Origin of the sequence: Neisseria sp. 20925_1_37, from assembly GCF_041433255.1 — a bacterium.
In the GTDB taxonomy this organism is placed as follows: Bacteria; Pseudomonadota; Gammaproteobacteria; order Burkholderiales; family Neisseriaceae; genus Neisseria; species Neisseria flavescens_D.
The window spans coordinates 173743-192918 of the sequence record NZ_JAPWBC010000001.1 but is presented as its reverse complement, the minus strand read 5'-3'; the positions used below and the strand labels follow the sequence as shown (position 1 = coordinate 192918).

Sequence of the window (19176 nt, the reverse complement as noted above, 5' to 3'; positions counted from 1 at the left end):
ATGAAAACGCAAAATTATCTTGCAACTGCTGATTTAGCTTATAAAAATCTAAAAGAAGGTCAACATATTCGAGGAATTGACAATGTAGAATATGAAGTTGTCAAATCTCTCCATACTAAATCTGGCTACGACGGCTATGTCCTGTACAGAAAAGACACCAATGAACTAGTTGTTACTCATAGAGGTACATGGCCCGAAAAAAATGCAAAAGCCACAGATATACTGACCGATTTAGGCATGGCAGTCAATCAAGGAAACAATCAATATCCCGATGCCAAGAAATTGACAGAAATAGCTATATCATTAACTCAAACACGTTATCCAGGAGCCGTAATTCACCAGTCAGGACACTCTCTCGGCGGAGCTCTAGCACAATTGTGCGGCTACAATTATGGCCAAAGAACCGAAACATTTAACGCCTACGGTGCGGCTAATCTGCAAGAAAAACAACCAGGTAAACAATCTAATGCCCAATTAATCACAAACCACGTCCGCGGTATGGATCCCGTAAGCGCTGCCAGTCCGCATTTAGGTAATGTTAAACATTACCTGAATAAAACTGAACAGATAGTATTGTATCTAGGTGGCTTTGGCAAATTGAACATAACCCCAAACCGTACATGGGCAGTTGCAATAACTGGTGCTGTCTACAGTCATGGACTCAACAACTTCAAAAATGGTGGTTTATCTACTAAAGACCATACCTTTGCCTTAGATAATATACAACTGATTAAAGAATTCCGCACAGAATTTGAAGAAGAAGCTCGAAAAGTAGGAAAAGATGTTAAATTCATAAAAGATATAATGAATGATGCCATTAACTGGGGTAAAAAAACATTAAACCTTTCAGAGAATTCGAACATATCAGAAGACCAATTTGCCCGACTTTTTGCCAACGAAGCAACTAATAGTAATCTTCTTGCAAAAGAGCAGGATACTATAAATAATCTTGCTTCAGCTTCCTCTGCCACAAAAAGACCACAATCTAAGTATGATGAAGTCAAAGGTATGCTGCGAGGACTTATCAATGATACTGATGGTTCATATGCTCAAAGGGTACTTGCAGAACATCCTGAGCAGGTTGCTCTTTTTGACGAAAAAATCCGTCAAAATGTAGCGCTAAACCAAGATAGACAACAAGAATTAGTAGCTGAGAAGAGTCAAGCGTTCCAGCATGAAGAGCAACAGAGAGTCTTTTCTCGATCATTCGGCTAATTTAATTTTCTACTAAACTTCCTTTAGAACTTTAATTTATCTTTTCCCTAAAAATCTCAAAAATCAAATGACCAAGGAAGAGGTTAAAATTTTAGTTCTATAGGAAGCCTAAAAATAAATTATTTAATTAATAAAACTCTCCCATGGCCACCATCTACAACACCCTTACCCGTCAAAAAGAACCCTTCTCCCCCATCGACCCTAAAAACGTGCGTATGTACGTTTGCGGCATGACTGTTTACGACTATTGCCACTTAGGCCATGCCCGTGTGATGGTTGTGTTCGACATGATTGCCCGCTGGCTGCGCGAGTGCGGTTATCCGCTTACTTATGTGCGCAATATCACCGACATCGACGACAAAATCATCGCCCGCGCGGCTGAAAACGGCGAAACCATCGGCGAACTGACTGCGCGTTTCATTCAGGCTATGCACGAAGATGCCGATGCTTTGGGTGTGTTGCGTCCGGATATTGAGCCGAAGGCAACAGAAAACATTCCGCAGATGATTGCCATGATTGAAACCCTGATTCAAAACGGCAAGGCATACCCTGCTTCAAACGGCGACGTTTACTACGCCGTGCGCGAGTTTGCCGCTTACGGCCAATTATCGGGCAAATCGCTAGACGACCTGCGCGCAGGCGAACGCGTGGAAGTAGACGGTTTCAAACGCGATCCGCTTGATTTTGTATTGTGGAAAGCGGCCAAAGCAGGCGAGCCGGCATGGGAAAGCCCGTGGGGCAACGGCCGTCCGGGTTGGCACATCGAATGCTCGGCCATGAGTGAAAACCTGTTCGGCGATACTTTCGATATTCATGGCGGCGGCGCGGACTTGCAGTTCCCTCATCATGAAAATGAAATCGCCCAAAGTGTCGGCGCGACAGGCCACACCTGCGGACATGACCACGCGCAAACCCACCACGGTCAAAGCATCGCCAGCCACGTCAAATACTGGCTGCACAACGGCTTCATCCGTGTGGACGGTGAAAAAATGTCCAAATCATTGGGCAACTTCTTCACCATCCGCGAAGTGTTGAAACAATACGACCCTGAAGTCGTGCGTTTCTTTATCCTGCGCGCCCACTACCGCAGCCCGTTGAACTACTCCGACGCGCATTTGGACGACGCAAAAGGCGCGCTGACCCGTCTGTACACCACGTTGAAAAACACACCAGCGGCTGAGTTTGATTTATCTGAAAACGCCAATGACTACACCCGCCGCTTCTACGCCGCCATGAATGACGATTTCGGTACGGTCGAAGCGGTTGCCGTGTTGTTTGAGCTGGCAGGCGAAGTGAACAAAACCAATGATACGCACCTCGCCGGCTGCCTGAAAGCCTTGGGCGGCATCATCGGTCTGTTGCAACGCGATCCGATTGAATTTCTGCAAGGCGGTGCGGTTTCAGACGGCCTGTCCAACGAGGAAATCGACGATTTGATCGCCCGCCGCAAACAGGCGCGCGCGGATAAAAACTGGGCGGAATCCGACCGCATCCGCGACCTTCTGAACGAACACAAAATCATTCTGGAAGACAACGCCGGCGGTACGACTTGGCGCCGCGGTTGATTTCATGGCATAGATAAAAGGCCGTCTGAAACTGTTTTCAGACGGCCTTTTTAATTTTGGTATTTCAAAAAGGGCGCAAACATTACGCCCTTTGTTTAAAACATCATTTCATTTATGCGCCAAATACTTTCAGACGGCCTTCGATTGGTTGGAAGGCTTTTTCACCGGCTGAAGCCGCGATACCGCCAATCACCATTTGCGCACGCAACAACCAGCTTTCCGGCAAGTTCCATTCTTTGGCAATGGCCGCATCAGGCAGTGGATTGTAGTGTTGCAGATTGGCGCCGATACCGGCAGCCGCCAATGTTGTCCATACAGCATATTGAACCATGGCATTTGCCTGATCCGCCCAGATCGGAAAGTTGGCCGCATAAGATGGGAACTGCTCTTGCAAACCTTTGACAACATCTTGATCTTCAAAGAACAAAACTGTTGCCGCGCCTGCTTTAAACAGGTTCAGTTTTTGTGCAGTGGCTTCAAACTGCTCGGCAGAAACAATTGCACGCAACGCTTCTTCGACAAAATGCCACACTTTGGCATGTTCTTCGCCAAACAATACGACCACTCGGGCAGATTGCGAATTGAAAGCAGACGGCGTATGCAAAACGGCGTGTTCGATGATTTTGGTTACTTCCTCATTGGACAGAGGCAGGGTGTTGTTCAATGCATAAATAGAACGACGGGTTTCAGCAGCTTGTTGCAAAACAGAATAAGTCATGATCTTTTCCTTAAATTAATCTTTATCTTTACCAAAAACGTTATCCAAAGCCCACGCTCCGCCACCGGCTACTGCCAGGTACAGGAACACAAAGCAGAACAAAACGGCAGATTCGCCATGGTTGGCCAATGGAAACAAAACATTACCCGAGGACGCGTGTGCCATAAAATAGGCGGCTGCCATCTGACCGGACAAAACAAACGCGGCTGGACGGGTAAACAAGCCCAATATCAATAAGATACCGCCGACAATTTCCAAAATACCGGCCACCAGCATCAAGCCTTCAGGCGCGCCGCCCATGGACATCGGAAAACTGAAAAACTTGGCCGTGCCATGCAGCAAAAACAGATACGCCGCAACAATACGCAAGACAGACAATACAACAGGTTGGAATGATTTGAGGGCTGACATCTGAATAATCCTTATTTTAATGGCTACCTGAAGAGGTAGGGAGCAATTTCAATAAGTGCAGTATAGATAATTCCCAGTAAGAGATATATACTCGAATTATTGATACAACGTTTCCTAATAAGAAATAATGGATACTCTATTTAGCCTAAAAGTTTTCCGCCAAGTTGTTCAAAGCGGCAGTTTTACCCGTGCCGCCGATCAGCTCGACATCTCCACCGCCATGGCCAGCAAACACGTCAGCCATCTGGAAAACACCATTCAAGCCAAGCTCTTACACCGCAACAGCCGCAACCTCCACCTGACCGAAGCAGGCGAAGAATACTACCGCCAATGCAGCTACGCGCTGGATACCTTGGACACCGCTGCCCAAAAAGCGGCAGGCGGCGCCGACACGCCGCAAGGTATGTTGCGCGTTACCATGCCCCTGTGGTTTGCAGGCGGCAATATGAGCGCATGGTTGGCCGAATACCGCCAGCGTTATCCCAAAGTCACGCTTGACCTCGTCCTCGACAACCGCCATATCGACCTTATCGCCGAAGGCTTCGATCTCGCCTTGCGCGTTTCCAAAACCCCCTCCCCTTCGCTGATCGTCAAACCACTGGCCAAAATTGAGTTCGTCCTGCTTGCCGCCCCCGACTATCTTGCCCGACACGGCACACCCGATACACCCGAAGCCGTCATGCAGCATCAAGCCATTCTGCCTTCCTATACCAGTCAACAAAACTGGGAAATTACCCACCGCGCCACAGGAGAAAAAGCCATTCTCCATCTCTCCCCGGTTATCCGCAGCGACAACACACTGATGATACGCGAGCTGATTAAAGCAGGCGCAGGCATAGGCTATCAGCCCCTTTGGGCAGTTCAGCAGGAATTGAAGGATGGTACATTGATCCAACTCCTGCCCGATTACACCATCTGGACAGACCAACTGAACGCCACTTATGTCGACAGGGCATTTCTCAGTGCGAAAGTGCGCAGCTTTATCGACTTTCTCAATGAAAAAATATCGGAAGGATAAACATCAAGGCCGTCTGAAACACTTTTCAGACGGCCTTTAATCAAAGCAACAACCCAATCAATAATTGGTCGAGCAGAACTGTTCGCGTTTGTCCGCATCGGCGGCATAGCATGTCAAACCCATGCCTGACGCATTGCTGTTGTTCGCTTTCGCACCCGGTTTCTTGTTCACCAAAACCTTACCGTTTTTTCCGATTTCAACGGTTACGCCTTTGCCGTTTTTCAGCTTCCATTTCAACACTTGCGCATCGGCATTCTGGCATTTGCTGACCGTACAGCCGCCTTCTGTCGCGACGTTGCCGTTTTTATAAATCACGCACTGCTGCTGGCTGTCGGTACAGACCGCATACGCAGCAACGGAGAAACAGGAAATCAGCGCAGCAAACAAAACAGGTTTCATGGTTTGAACTCCTAAAGTTGTGATGATGGGTTTGTGATATTTGGAACTATACGCTTGTTTGCATGTGCCTACTACAAAATGTATCGGTAAGATTCAATAGACGCATCACTATATCCACTCCACTAATTATCTAATTCACCCCATACGATAAAGGCCGTCTGAACATCACTTTTCAGACGGCCTTCAATTGGTTTTCTACCTTACCGCTTCAGCTTCGCAAACGCATCTGCCATTGCCGAATTGGTTGGGACACGCTCGTTGCGTTGGGGTTTGCGGTCGCGGCGTTCTTGATGTCGGGTTTCAGACGGCCTGTTGCCTTTGGCTGTGCCACCCAGTTCGTCATCCAACCGCATAGTCAGCGCAATGCGTTTACGCGCAGCATCGACTTCCAGCACTTTTACTTTCACCACATCGCCGGCTTTCACCACTTCACGCGGGTCTTGGACGAACTTGTTGGACAGGGCGGAGATGTGCACCAAGCCGTCCTGATGGACGCCGATGTCCACGAACGCGCCGAAGTTGGCGACGTTGGAAACCACGCCTTCGAGTATCATGCCGACTTGCAAGTCGCTGATTTCATGGATACCTTCAGCGAATGAGGCCGTCTGAAACTCGCCGCGCGGGTCGCGGCCGGGTTTTTCCAGCTCGGACAGGATGTCTAAAATGGTCGGCAGGCCGAAGCGTTCGTCGATAAAGTCGGATGCTTTGATTTGCTTCACGCGATCGCGGTTGCCGATGAGTTCGGTTGCGGTAATGCCTTGTTGCGCCAGCATTTTGGCAACGATAGGATAGGCTTCGGGGTGGACGGCGCTCGCGTCCAGCGGCTCTTTGCCGCCATTAATCCGCAAAAAGCCTGCCGCCTGCTCGAAGGTTTTTTCGCCCAAACGCGGCACTTTCAGCAATTTTTTGCGGCTGTCGAACGCGCCGTTTTCATCGCGGTAGGCGACGATGTTTTGGGCAAGGGTCTGATTCAAACCGGAAATCCGCGCCAAGAGCGGGGCGGAGGCGGTGTTCACATCCACGCCGACGGCATTCACACAGTCTTCAACCACTGCGTCCAGCGATTTGGCGAGCTGGCTTTGGTTCACATCGTGCTGATACTGACCTACGCCGATGGATTTGGGATCGATTTTAACCAACTCGGCGAGCGGGTCTTGCAGCCTACGGGCAATAGACACCGCGCCGCGCAGGGAAACGTCCAAATCGGGGAACTCGCGCGCCGCCAGTTCGGACGCGGAATAAATCGACGCGCCAGCTTCGGAAACGACGATTTTGTGCAGCCCCATTTCTGGCATTCCGCGCACCAGTTCGCCCGCGATTTTGTCGGTTTCGCGGCTGGCGGTACCGTTGCCGATGGCGATGAGTTTCACGCCGTGCTGCTTAATCAGGCGCGACAGTGTTGCCAACATATTGTTTTCTTGATGCAAATAGACAATGACGGTATCCAGCAGCTTGCCCGTATCGTCCACTACAGCGCATTTCACGCCGTTGCGGTAGCCGGGGTCGAGACCCAAAGTGGTCAGCCGTCCGGCGGGCGCGGCGAGCAACAAGTCTTTGAGATTGCGGGCGAACACGGTAATCGCATCAGTGTCGGCGGCTTCTTTCAAACGATTTAGGGCTTCAAGTTCCAGCGATAAAAAGATTTTTGCGCGCCAAGTCAGACGTACGGTATCGCGCAGCCATTTGCAGCCGTCTGAAACCTTAAAACGGCGGGTGATGATTTGCTCGTATTCGCTTTGCTGCGTAATCGGCGTGTCGTCGGGCTGGTATTTGAGCGCGATGTTCAAAATGCCTTCGTTGCGGCCGCGCAAAACCGCCAGAGCGCGGTGGCTGGGCATAGTGCGGACAGGTTCGCGATGGTCGAAATAATCGCTGAATTTTTCGCCTTCGGTTTCTTTACCTTCAACGACTTGCGCGTGGATTTCGGCTTCGTTCCACAGCTTGTCGCGCAGCGTGCCGATGAGTTCCGCATCTTCAGCAAACTGCTCCATCAGAATCGCGCGCGCGCCGTCCAGCGCGGCTTTGATATCGGGGACGTTTTCGTTCAGATAGCCTTGCGCGGCGGCTTCCACGTCCTGCGGCTGCTCGGCAAGCAACACGTCCGCCAGCGGCTGCAAACCGTGTTCGCGCGCGATTTGCGCTTTGGTACGGCGTTTGGGCTTGTAGGGCAGATACAGGTCTTCCAGCGCGGTTTTGTTGTCGGCGGCTTCAATTTGCGCCCTGAGGTCGTCTGAAAGCTTGCCTTGCTCTTCAATGCTTTTTAAAACAACGGCTTTGCGCTCTTCCAACTCGCGCAGGTATTGCAACCGCTCGGCAAGCTGACGCAACTGCGTATCGTCCAGCCCACCCGTGGCTTCTTTACGGTAACGCGCGATAAAGGGTACGGTCGCGCCGTTGTCCAAAAGCTTAATGGCGGCATTGATTTGAGCAGCCGTAGCCGAAAGTTCTTGGGAAAGAATTTGAGTAATGTTCATCAATAGAATTCCAACGGACAGGCCGTCTGAAATTTCAGACGGCCTGATTTAAAAAACAATCGCTTTAAGGCAGCGAATTATAATATTCGTAGGCTTTGTCCATATCTTCAAACTGGTGCATATGCCCTTTTTCCAGCACCATCGCATTATCGCAATATTGCTTCATGGCGCTGTGGCTGTGCGATACCAAAATGATGGAACGGTCTTTGCGCTTTTCAAACAACTCGTACTTACATTTATCGGCAAAGCGCGAGTCGCCCACTGCAATCACTTCGTCAATCAAATAGCAGTCAAACTCTACCGCCAACGACAAAGCAAATGCCAAACGCGCCTTCATACCTGAAGAATAACGCTTGACCGGCTCGTAAAGATACTGCCCCAGCTCGGAAAACTCTTCGGTAAAGTTCTTCACATAATCGATATCGACATTGTAAATCCGACAGATGAAACGCAAATTGTCCATACCGGTCAGACTGCCTTGAAACGCTCCGGAGAATGCCAAAGGCCAAGAAATACTCATCGTCCGCTTGATTTCGCCCGTGGTTGGCGGCTCAACGCCACTGATCAAACGGATGAGCGTCGATTTACCTGCACCGTTGCGGCCGAGAATACCGATTTTCTCGCCCTTCTCCATTTTGAAGTTGATATCGTGCAAGACTGTCCGCCAACCTTGGCGGGTCAGATAGCGTTTGGAAACGTGTTCAACTGAAATCATTGCGGCTCAACCCCTTTGCTGAATCTCGCCACCATCGCCAAACCAAGCAGCAGCAAAACTAAATTACACAACAAAATATACCAAGGATTTTCGTAAGTCGTAACGCTGTTACCAAAATATCCAGCACGGAACATTTCTGTACCATGCACCATCGGAATCATCAGTACATAGTGTTGCAACTGCTGAGGCAGGTTGTGTACGAAGAAAAACACGCCGGACAAAGGCATCATCACAAAACTGATGGTACTCCAAACCTTGCCAAACGGCTCAAAATGAAACGCCACCGAACAGATGACCAACCCCAATCCAACGGCAAACATAGCCATCAAAAGCCAAGCCAACAACATATAGAAAATATCTGCCGGTACATCAATCCAACCGATGATGACCAATGCGAACATAATCACGACCTGCGCAATCGTAGCACCGGCAATCTCCAACAACATACGCGCAAAAATGGTATCTAAAACACGTACATTTCGGTGATACAGCAGGCTTGTGTTGGCCGCAATCGAACCGATGGCACGATTAGAGGCATTACGCCACATCATCATCATCGGATAGCCTGTCAGCGTGAAAGCCACGATATTCAAAGCCGACACGTTGTTCATGCGGAAAAACTTCCACATCAACACCATGACCAAAGTCAGCAGCAAAGGTTCGACAAATAACCACAAAAAACCAATGTTATTACGACCGTAGCGAGTAATAATTTCACGCATTAAGAGTGCGCCGATTACCCTTTTTTGGATAAGCAGCGACTCCAAAAACGATGTTTTATGTAGCTCTTTCATCAGTTTTTATGCTCACGGATACTTGCAGACAGCAACACGGCAATGCCATAGACAATCAAACCGATGACAAACGTTGCCACGATGTTGTACAGACGGTTTGGCTCATGCGCCAAGTCAGGTTTGTTCGGCTGGGAAATCACTTCCAAATACAATTGCTGACGATCTGCTTCCGCTTTTGCACTTTCCAAAGAAGTCATCGCCGCAGCCAATTGTTTTTCGGCCAATTCGTTTTCCAAATACACGCGCTGATATTCCGCCGCCTGATTGGACAATGAACCCTCGCCACCGCCGGAAATCGCTTTCATTTGTTGCGAGATTTCTTTACGCAAGCTCTTCTCACGCGCAATCAAACCTGGAATTTGCGGGTTTTCAGGCGTAACGGCTTTTACCTGGTCAAGCTGGGTCTGAATGACAATCAATTCATCCTGTAATTTAGACACCAAACCCATTTGCACATCGGATTGCGCCTTCAAGTCAAAAATACCGTTGGACACACGGAATTTGGTCAATTGAGCCGAAGCCTCTTTGACTTGTTCTTCGGCCGAATTGACCACTTCTTGAGCATAACGAATCGTATCTTGACGCGCACGCTCGTTCAGCTGGTTGATCAATACCTCACCCTGTTTGAGCAAAGCATCATTGATCTTTTGAGATTCACCGGCATTGAACGATGTAACGCTCAAATTGGAAATGCCTGAGACAGAGTCAAAATGGATGGATACCTTATCGCGGTAGTATTGATAAAAGGCCTCATCCTCGCCACGCAGGCCAAAACCATTAAAACGGCTGAAAATGTCGCCTTCTTTTTCATAAAAATCACGAACGGGCATTTTCTTACGCAACGCGTCCAAAGCCGAACGCGACTGCATATATTCCTGCACGGTATAAATATCGTCTTGCGCACGAGAAAAACCAGACCCCTGCAAAATAGCGCCCAGGCCATTCAAAGACGATTGGCTCTTAGGAGAACGCACCACAAAGCTGGACTGGGATGTGAACTGATCAGAAGCAAATAGTCCGTAATACACACCGGAACACAAAGTCGGCACGATAACCGTTACCCAAAGCAACGGCTTAATCTTACGCAACCAAGACTTTTTGGCCTTTTTCTTTTCGGGAGCTGGTTGTTCCGGTTTCACATCCACATTTGCAGAAACTTGCTCAGACATTATTTTTCCCATTAGTTCACTAAATTATTAATACTGTTCGCACCGCTAACCACAGGCGAGAACACAAATGACAAGAACTTGCGTACTTCAGCCATCGGCGCATTCGATACGTACACCACGTCCTTATCCTTCACAGGGAAACGCTGCATCCAAAACATAGAATTCGCATCTGCCAGGTTCAAACGGTAGACCACAGGAATCTCCGCACGATCGCCATAGCCCTTTTCAACCCATTTAGATTGTTTTTCCGGAGGCAACTCGGACAAAGGCGCATAACGGAATACAAATACACCGCGCGCATCTGCACGATAATCCTGCAAACCGCCCATACGTCCCACAGCCTCAGCCAAAGACAAGCCCTTCACAGAGAAACCAATCTGCTGCGTATGACCAACCGCACCCATAGACGTAAACGTGCTTGGATTAGTAATCATTGTTACTACATCACCGCGGCGCAACAAAATATTTTGACGCGGATGCGCCACCAAGTCTTCCAAAGCAATCGTTCTGACAACATTGCCACGTGTCAGCTGTACGTTCGTATCCTGAACATTCGCAGTCGAACCGCCCACGGCAGCCACCGCATCCAACACACGCTCGCCTGCAGCCGTCAAAGGCATACGCACACTGTTACCCGCGCGGATAACCGATACATTCGCCGCATTGTTTTGCACCATGCGCACCATTACCTGCGGCTGGTTCGCCATTTTTTTCAGACGGCCTTTAATAATGTTTTGCACCTGAACCGGTGTTTTACCGAGGACAGACACATCGCCGATAAACGGCACAGAAATCGTACCTGCAGAGCTGACCATCTGTTCAGGAAGCTTCGTTTGCTGAGCATTACCCGAACCGGTAGACGACAAAGCCCCACCGAACAGCACAGCCGGAGGAGCTTCCCAAATCGTAATGTCCAGCACATCACCTATATTGATAGCCCCTATTGATGACGTACCATCGCCCAGCTGAGCAAATGACTGATTAACTTGCGCTTGATATAGCGACTGAGCTACCGCACCATTCACATCAATCAATTCCACCTCCGGCACTTCGGCTGTAGCCTGCTGTTGCCCCAAAGCAACAACATTTCGCGTACTCGGACCAGAATTAGGAAGAGAAGAGCATGCAGCCAACAGACTGACGTACAACAATAACATGCCCCTGCGGGTAAGACATTCTGCTTTCAACATTGATTAAATCTCACTATACTTTTAATTACGCACAGCCATTATAACACCTGATGAAATATTAGGCCGTCTGAAAACCTGACATAAGTATCAAAAAACATCACATTACAGCGAATACCGTCATGAGAAAACTTAAAAAACTGATTCGACAACCAGGTGTATTCTTCCGCGACTATCTCAACAAAAGATACCCTGTCCGCAACGCCGAACAGCGTACAACAGAGTCTGACGAACCAGTCATTATCGACAATACCCTGTATTTAGCCGAACTTGAAAATAGTATCAACCTTCACCCTATTAAAGTTGATGTCGTTTTCACATGGGTAAATAACCAAGATTCCAAATGGCAGCAACGTCGGCGCCAACATAGCCCTACTGCCGAACAAAACGCACTCCACAATAATGACGAAGCCCGTTTCAGCAACCACAACGAACTTTACTATTCACTTCACAGCGTGCGTACCTTCCTGCCGTGGGTAAACCATATCTACATCATTACCGATAACCAACGCCCCGACTGGCTCAATCCTGCCGACTATCCCAATGTCAGCATAATAGATCACAGTCAAATCATTGACCCGCAATACCTGCCCACCTTCAATTCGCATGTAATCGAAGCACACTTGCACAACATTCCCAATCTAAATGAACACTTCATCTATTTTAACGATGATGTATTTGTTGCCCGACCATTACCGAAGGAACATTTTTTTCACGCCAACGGGATTGCTTCACTTTTTATTGCAGACAAAAGCCTAAAACAAATGTCCGAAAGAGGAACCGATACACCAACTCTTTCCGCCTCAAAAAACTGTATCGCACTATTACAACAGCACTACGATTGCCACATCGACCGTCCGTTAGTACACACCTATATCCCACTGCATAAAAGCAGCTTTCAATTTGCTTGGCAGCACTACCGTACTGAGATTGAAGCCTTTTTATCCAACCGTTTCCGTTCTAACCACGATCTCAATCTTGCCACCTTCCTCGTACCTTGGCTGATGTTTTTAAACAGGAAATCTACAGTAGGTAATGAAATATGTTATTATTTTAATATCCGTTCCAACAAAGCGCCTGCCCAATATATCAAGCTCTTGGAAAATAAAAAAAATGGGCGGCAGCCACACTCTTTTTGTGCCAACGATTTTCACAGCCAGCAACAGATTGAAAACTACCAGGACAAACTGATTCAAATGCTGGAAAATTACTTCAAAACCAAATAAAAATAAAAGGTCAAAAAAATGAATAATAAAAAATTTCGGAAGCTCTTACGAGACCCTAAACTCTTTTTCCGCGACATGTACGCCAAACGCGTAATGAAACTCAAAAAATACCTTCCCTTAAAATACGAAGGTAATAATCAATTTACAATCGTTTCAGCCGTTTATAACGTCGAAAAATACCTTGATGAATACTTTGACAGTATCGTCAAACAAAGCTTGAATTTCAAAAAACACATTCAAATCATTCTAGTAGATGATGGGTCAACCGACCATTCGGCAGAAATCATCAAACGATGGCAAGCCAAGTTTCCCCAAAATATCCATTATTTTTACAAAGAAAATGGCGGCCAAGCCTCGGCACGCAATCTGGGTTTGCAACATACACAAACTGAATGGGTAGTATTTACTGACCCTGACGATTATCTTCACCCTGACTACTTCAAATCAGTAGATACTCAAATTAGCCAACATCCGTCGGCAGTAACTGTAGCTACTAATATGAAATTTTTCTTTGAAAATCAAAATATCATTAAAGATAGTCATCCTCTAAGATTCCGTTTTAACAAAACCCACGTTATTGAGGTTGCCAAGCTCGATAAATTTATCAATATGTCTGCTGCCTCAACCTTTTTCAGAGTCAGCCATATTAAAAAACAGAATTTGGTGTTTGACCACAATGTTAAGCCAAACTTTGAAGATGGCAAATTTATTGCAGACTATTTATTAGATTTGCAGGACGCAAAAGCTGTGTTTGATAGAGATGCCGTCTATTTCTATCGAAAACGTGAAAGTGGCACATCTACTTTAGATACTTCTTGGCAAAAAGTAGAAAAGTTTTCTAATGTTTTTGAGTACGGCTTCTTGCCTATGCTTAAAAACTATAAAAACCGCTTAGGGTATGTACCCTCCTCAATACAAAAAACTGCATTATATGATATGGCTTGGTATATTCAACAATTGCTTAATAGACCTGAACGTCTAGATTTGTTGGATACTAAACAAAAATCACATTTTTATGATCTAATGCAGCAGGTTTTTGATTATATTGATCAAAAAAATATTATGGAATTTGGCTTAGCAGGAGTATGGCTATTCCATAAAGTTGGTATGCTTGGAATGTTCAAACAGAGCGAGCCTCCATTCCAAATCGCCTATATTGAAAACATCGATCGTGAACGCAAACAGTTCCTTATCAGCTATTTTACCTATTTTGACCAGCCATATTCTGTGCAAGCCGATGGGCGTGATCTTATTCCTGTCTATGCAAAAAGCGTGGTCAATAAGCTAAATGAACAATTATTTGTTTACGAAAAACGTTTGTGGATTCCCTATGGTGACGTTGCAGACAACGCCAAAATTAATATCCTACTCAACAAAAAAGCAATGCGAATTTCAATTAAAGGTAAAACCTTTATGCACGGCATCGCATTAAATGAACTTACCGGTTTATTTACGCCGTCTGAAAAATACCTTTCAGACGGCAGCTGGCTTTTAATGGATAGGGAAACTAAAGCTGACGACAACGCTGAGCATTTTTATCGTTATATGATGCAGAACCACCCTGAACAAACTTGCTATTTCGTACTCAACAAAACTGCCCCAGACTGGAACCGTCTCGAACAAGAAGGCTTCAAACTTGTAGAATTCGGCGGTAGTGAATATGAACGACATTTGCGTAAAGCTGAAAAAATCATTTCTAGTCATTTGGAAAAACACATCAACAATTATTTTGGGGATTTATACGAACACAGCAAAAAATTTGTCTTTCTTCAGCACGGAGTAACCAAAGACAATCTTTCTGCATGGACAAATAGCAAACAAAACCTACACTGTTTCATTACCACTACTGAGCCAGAAAGTCGCTCGATTAAGGCTGACTTCAATACCTACAAGCTGACCGAAAAAGAAGTAGCACTAACTGGATTTCCACGCTACGACTCCTTACTATCAAAAAATAAGCCCGACAGTCGCAAGATCCTGATTATGCCAACTTGGCGCAATAACATTGTCGGTCAAAATATCGGTACAGGTAGCAATACTCGTACGCTCAACAGTGCTTTTATGGAAACTGACTATGCCCGTTACTGGCAGGCTCTGCTTCACGACCAGCGCCTGAAGGAAATGGCAGAAACCTACGGCTACGAAGTAATTTTTGCGCCACACCCAAATATCGAGCCCTATTTGGAAGTAATGAATGTCCCTACCTATATAAAAATCTGGAGTGGACTGCGTGAAACTGAAAGTATTCAAAATCTTTTCGGACGTTGCGCCGTATTGATTACCGACTACTCATCAGTAGCATTTGACATGGCCTATCTGAATAAGGCAATTATTTACTATCAATTTGATAAAGAAGCCTTTTTCTCTGGTACACACACCTATCAAAAAGGCTATTTCTCTTACGAAACTGACGGATTTGGCCCTATTACCATCAATCAGCATGAAACGCTGACTGAATTAGAAAACATTTTAAAATCAGGACATGCCAAACCCGAATATCTTGCTCGCATCCGCGATACTTTCCCCTTTCAGGAAGGTGGTAACTGCGAACGTGTGTATCAAGCTATTATCGCCCTTGATCATGCCGAAACTGTCGACAACCTACCGATTCTGGTCGATATGATTGAGCAAGCAGAAAATCATCAGGCATGGGACTTGGCTGCAAGCCGTATTCAAACTCTGCTTGATACAGGCCGTCTGAATGCGGAAGAAACAGCTGATTATCGCCATCGTTATCTGAATGCTTTATTTGAGAGCAAACAGTTTGATACTTTGCAAAACCTGTTACCTGATTATCCCGATACCGCAGGTTACTGGCATGCAAAAATGGACTTATATATCGGTAATGCCGTTAAAGGGGCGGAATTTTTTGCTGAAAACGAGCATATAGGAACGCAAAATGATTTACTTATCGCATTACTTGCAGCCTCGTTTCATCAAGCAAAAAGGCCGTCTGAAAAACTGTTTGTTCGTATAGGTACAGACTTATCCGACTCATATCAACCTTTGTTAGCCGTAGCACAAAAGCTATCGGAGCAGAATTATTTTGTAGCATTGGCTTTACTGAAAACGTATATTGATGGCTTGGATGATCGCACAAAAGGCTATCTCAAACCCGAGCTATTAGCTTCTTACCTCTGCATGAAACTTGGTAACTTACAAGGCGCGCATCAGTTTTTGGTTGCTTTTGAAAACCATACTCAGAATGATCCAAGTTGCCGTATAGCGATTGCAAGACTTGCAAAATTACGCGGTGATTCTGAAAAACTATTTACCCAGCTTAACCGTGCCTTTGAAGAAAATCTGCTCTTCATTCCTGAAGATTTAACAGTCGATTATCTGAAAAAAATGTACGCTACCGGCAACACTGACGGCGAAGGATATCTATTGGCTCAACTGCGCCAAAAATATCCTGAGAATCCGTCTTTGGCCTTGTATGAAGCTGAAAAACTAGCCCAAAACCAAGATTGGGAGTCTGTCACCAAAATATTGGCTGATTTTGCACAAACCTCACCGGAAACGATGTATCTTTATACAACTGCTTTATGCCGTCTGAAAAACCATCAAACAGCACAACGTTATTTTGACAGTCTCTCTCTACAAGACACAGCAGCATATTGGAAACTGGCAGCTGAAATAGCCGAAGCGAAAGGTGACAAGGCATTACAGGCTGAGTGTCTGAAAAAACAATTGGCTTGTTTAGAGTAATCTCTGTCTTATCTTAAAAAAGGCCGTCTGAAAACTTTTATGTTTTCAGACGGCCTTTACTATTAGATGCACTAATCAAGTTCTACTGTTGAATTGATATAGGTAACATGATTCATTTCTGCCAAATCCTTACCTTCATCTATATCTGTGTATAAAACATTATTGCGTTCCCAAAATACATCTTTGCGTATGACTTTAGCCGGCACGCCTGCAATAACACAGTTATTAGGAAAATGTTTTTTCACTACCGAAAATGCACCAACAATACTACCGCTACCAATCTTTGTACCACCCCAAATTGTTGCGCCATAGGCTACCCACACTCTGTCTCCAATGGTAACGTCTTTAGAAACATTTAAACGTTTGCCAGTATGAACATCATAAATCGGGTGTGCATCATCAGTACGGATTTGATTATTCGTGGCAAACATACAATCTTCACCAATGGACAAGGTTGTATGTTCGGCAACAGTAATATAAACCGGATTGGTACTGGTAGTTTTACTGCCGATGTTAATCGTACAGCCTACTCCCAAACACCATTGGCCTTGCATAGAAACATTCTCGCCAATATAGACTTTGCTGTCCTTGCCTAAAAATTCCAAAAACACATTACGCAAGTTTGCATTAGGGTGGATAACAACTTCATTCCCACCTCCTCCTAGAAATTGGAAATGACAGTTTCGCAGATTATCAGGTGCAGTAATTTTATTTCCGGAAGTATCAATATAATTGCCTGACATCACTTCTTTTTTACGGCTGTTAACTACTGGCCGTTCAGAAAAATATTGTTCCGCACGTTCGGCCAATTTGATAAAGACTGCACAGGTTTGGGCAAAATCCAAAGCACTGACATCATAAATGTATACATTATCCCCATCCTGCTTAGATAAACTGAAGTTTGGAAACATTTCTCCGATATTATCTATCTCACTTTTATTACGATAAAACAGGAAAATCTTCTGCCAAACTAAATTTAAACTGACAGAAAATGGTGTTTCACGGTCAGATTTGAAATTTCAGTACACATTCTGCTGATAATAAATATCAACAGACGTATTTTTTAATTTGATATTTTTAAGAATTTCTTGCTGAAATTCTTCAGTCGTTTTATCTATCATTACATTCCCCAAACATGATAAATATGGTTCAAATATTAAAAAAATAGACAGTAAATTTTAAACTTACTGTCTATTTACTTCGCATTTAGTTCAGATTAATGTCCGAATCAGTGATATGGATGTCCAACAGCAAATTATTGATAATGGTATTGGACAAGAATACTGTGTTGCCTGAAAAATCTATGTGCTTTTGAATTTTTTCAAAGTCAAATTCACATAATACAACTGTAGGCAATGCTTCTTTCAGCTCTTTAATATCCGGATAAAACTCTGATACTTTAGCCGATGAAATGACCACTTGATTTTCAAGGTTATGATCAATTACATCTGGTAACTTTTTGAAAGTCTCCAAAATCGGCGTACGGATAGAATGCAGATACAATGGATCTTTGCCACCATAGTATTTATGGTTGCCCAAAAATGGGTCGATTGCAAAGGTTTTGTACCCACCAATTAGGCCATGATATACCGCTCCTGTACCGCCTGATGATGCGCCGCAAATGACTACGTTTTTCTTATCTACGCCATAAATACTCATCAGGCTCTTAATGAAACGCTGGATATTGTCTTCGATATTTTCATCAAACTTTGTATTCAACCCATGACTACCAAACGCGTCTGATACATCAGCCATACGGATGATATAAGTATTTGGCATAATACTGTTGCTGATAAATGGAAATGGGTGGCTATAATAACGGTCAACCATATTCTCATTACTCTTATTGGTATAAGAGAACAACACCAATAGGTTTTTCTTGTTGGCACTCAATACTTTCGGTGCTTCAACAGTATAAATGACATTTTCCAACTCATGGAAAGAGTCTGGGAAATAAGCCAAAAGATCTTTATAGCTGTGCTTGTTCACACGACGGAACACACTTACACCCATTTTGTGTTCAACAGCTAAAAAGCCTCTATTATTTAGCTCATAAACATAATCACTTAGACCATGATTCCGAGCATAGCTTAGGAAAAACTCATTACTGTCGCCTTTGACACCAATGTATTCAACTTCCGGCTTATCCAAGTACTCGGCTAAATTAATGCCTTTATTTTTTTCAACATTCAGGATGTAACACAATTCGCTACCAAGATAAATAGAAGTAACTTCTAAAATCTCACTAAATTTATCCTCAATTTTTGCCCAATCGGCTTCAGCAAATTTAAAAGACAATACTGTCTTTTCTTGATTAACCGATTGCGGGTAACTTCCATAGACTTCTGAAATATATTTCAAAAATTTTGGAAAACCAGAAATTTGAGAAACCTTGCTCTTATTGCGCTCAATAAAGTTAAAGGTTTGTCCTACTACCGTATAACTGACGCTGACAAAATAGTCGTTCAACAGAAAATCAAACACTATACTTTGATTGTTATAAATCCAAGCGTTAACCTTTTGAGGATCAATCTTGGCTTTTCGTAAGATGTTTTGCTGAATTTGATATAAATCCAT

The 19176-nt window shown here is 45.0% G+C and carries 15 protein-coding genes; 5 read left to right on the top strand and 10 right to left on the bottom strand.

Features of this window, described 5'->3' with window-relative positions; all coding sequences use genetic code 11:
• Window positions 1-1215 (top strand): hypothetical protein, encoded by a 1215-nt coding sequence (locus O3661_RS00905; RefSeq protein WP_371491989.1) that lies wholly within the window; start codon window positions 1-3, stop codon window positions 1213-1215.
• Between the two features lie 143 nt (window positions 1216-1358).
• The gene (gene cysS, locus O3661_RS00900; RefSeq protein WP_371491987.1) at window positions 1359-2780 is read left to right on the top strand and encodes a cysteine--tRNA ligase; all 1422 of its coding nucleotides are present in this window, start codon (window positions 1359-1361) and stop codon (window positions 2778-2780) included.
• Between the two features lie 112 nt (window positions 2781-2892).
• Here cysS and O3661_RS00895 read toward each other — a convergent pair whose 3' ends face one another.
• Window positions 2893-3498, bottom strand: coding sequence for a nitroreductase family protein (locus tag O3661_RS00895; protein ID WP_371491986.1), 606 nt, complete (start codon window positions 3496-3498; stop codon window positions 2893-2895).
• Window positions 3499-3513: 15 nt separating this feature from the next.
• Window positions 3514-3909, bottom strand: coding sequence for a DoxX family protein (locus O3661_RS00890; protein ID WP_254321358.1), 396 nt, complete (start codon window positions 3907-3909; stop codon window positions 3514-3516).
• A 127-nt stretch (window positions 3910-4036) separates the two neighbouring features.
• Here O3661_RS00890 and O3661_RS00885 point away from each other — a divergent pair, with 127 nt between their 5' ends.
• Complete coding sequence (locus tag O3661_RS00885; RefSeq protein ID WP_371491985.1) at window positions 4037-4927, top strand: LysR family transcriptional regulator; 891 nt, start codon at window positions 4037-4039, stop codon at window positions 4925-4927.
• A gap of 57 nt (window positions 4928-4984) precedes the next feature.
• Here O3661_RS00885 and O3661_RS00880 read toward each other — a convergent pair whose 3' ends face one another.
• The 6 genes from O3661_RS00880 to O3661_RS00855 form a co-directional block, all read right to left on the bottom strand.
• Window positions 4985-5326, bottom strand: coding sequence for a hypothetical protein (locus O3661_RS00880; protein WP_371491984.1), 342 nt, complete (start codon window positions 5324-5326; stop codon window positions 4985-4987).
• A 200-nt stretch (window positions 5327-5526) separates the two neighbouring features.
• Window positions 5527-7800, bottom strand: coding sequence for a Tex family protein (locus O3661_RS00875; protein ID WP_371491983.1), 2274 nt, complete (start codon window positions 7798-7800; stop codon window positions 5527-5529).
• 64 nt (window positions 7801-7864) lie between these two features.
• On the bottom strand, window positions 7865-8515 hold the full coding sequence (locus O3661_RS00870) for an ABC transporter ATP-binding protein (RefSeq protein ID WP_036492188.1): 651 nt from the start codon (window positions 8513-8515) through the stop codon (window positions 7865-7867).
• The gene (locus O3661_RS00865) at window positions 8512-9309 is read right to left on the bottom strand and encodes an ABC transporter permease (protein WP_371491981.1); all 798 of its coding nucleotides are present in this window, start codon (window positions 9307-9309) and stop codon (window positions 8512-8514) included. The genes O3661_RS00870 and O3661_RS00865 overlap by 4 nt, the downstream gene beginning before the upstream one ends.
• Entirely contained in the window at window positions 9309-10478 is a 1170-nt protein-coding gene (locus O3661_RS00860; protein ID WP_371491979.1) for a capsule biosynthesis protein, read from the bottom strand. Before O3661_RS00860 ends, O3661_RS00865 begins: the two co-directional genes overlap by 1 nt.
• Before the next feature lie 11 nt (window positions 10479-10489).
• Window positions 10490-11668, bottom strand: coding sequence for a polysaccharide biosynthesis/export family protein (locus tag O3661_RS00855; RefSeq protein ID WP_371491978.1), 1179 nt, complete (start codon window positions 11666-11668; stop codon window positions 10490-10492).
• A gap of 119 nt (window positions 11669-11787) precedes the next feature.
• Between O3661_RS00855 and O3661_RS00850 the strand changes: the two genes are divergently transcribed.
• Window positions 11788-12891: a Stealth CR1 domain-containing protein gene (locus tag O3661_RS00850; RefSeq protein WP_371491976.1), complete on the top strand. Its 1104-nt coding sequence runs from the start codon at window positions 11788-11790 to the stop codon at window positions 12889-12891.
• Window positions 12892-12909: 18 nt separating this feature from the next.
• Complete coding sequence (locus O3661_RS00845; RefSeq protein ID WP_371491975.1) at window positions 12910-16599, top strand: CDP-glycerol glycerophosphotransferase family protein; 3690 nt, start codon at window positions 12910-12912, stop codon at window positions 16597-16599.
• 71 nt (window positions 16600-16670) lie between these two features.
• Here O3661_RS00845 and O3661_RS00840 read toward each other — a convergent pair whose 3' ends face one another.
• Window positions 16671-17510 (bottom strand): acyltransferase, encoded by an 840-nt coding sequence (locus O3661_RS00840; protein ID WP_371491974.1) that lies wholly within the window; start codon window positions 17508-17510, stop codon window positions 16671-16673.
• Between the two features lie 295 nt (window positions 17511-17805).
• A complete protein-coding gene (locus O3661_RS00835) occupies window positions 17806-19176 on the bottom strand; it encodes an XcbB/CpsF family capsular polysaccharide biosynthesis protein (protein ID WP_070646514.1) in 1371 nt (456 codons plus the stop codon).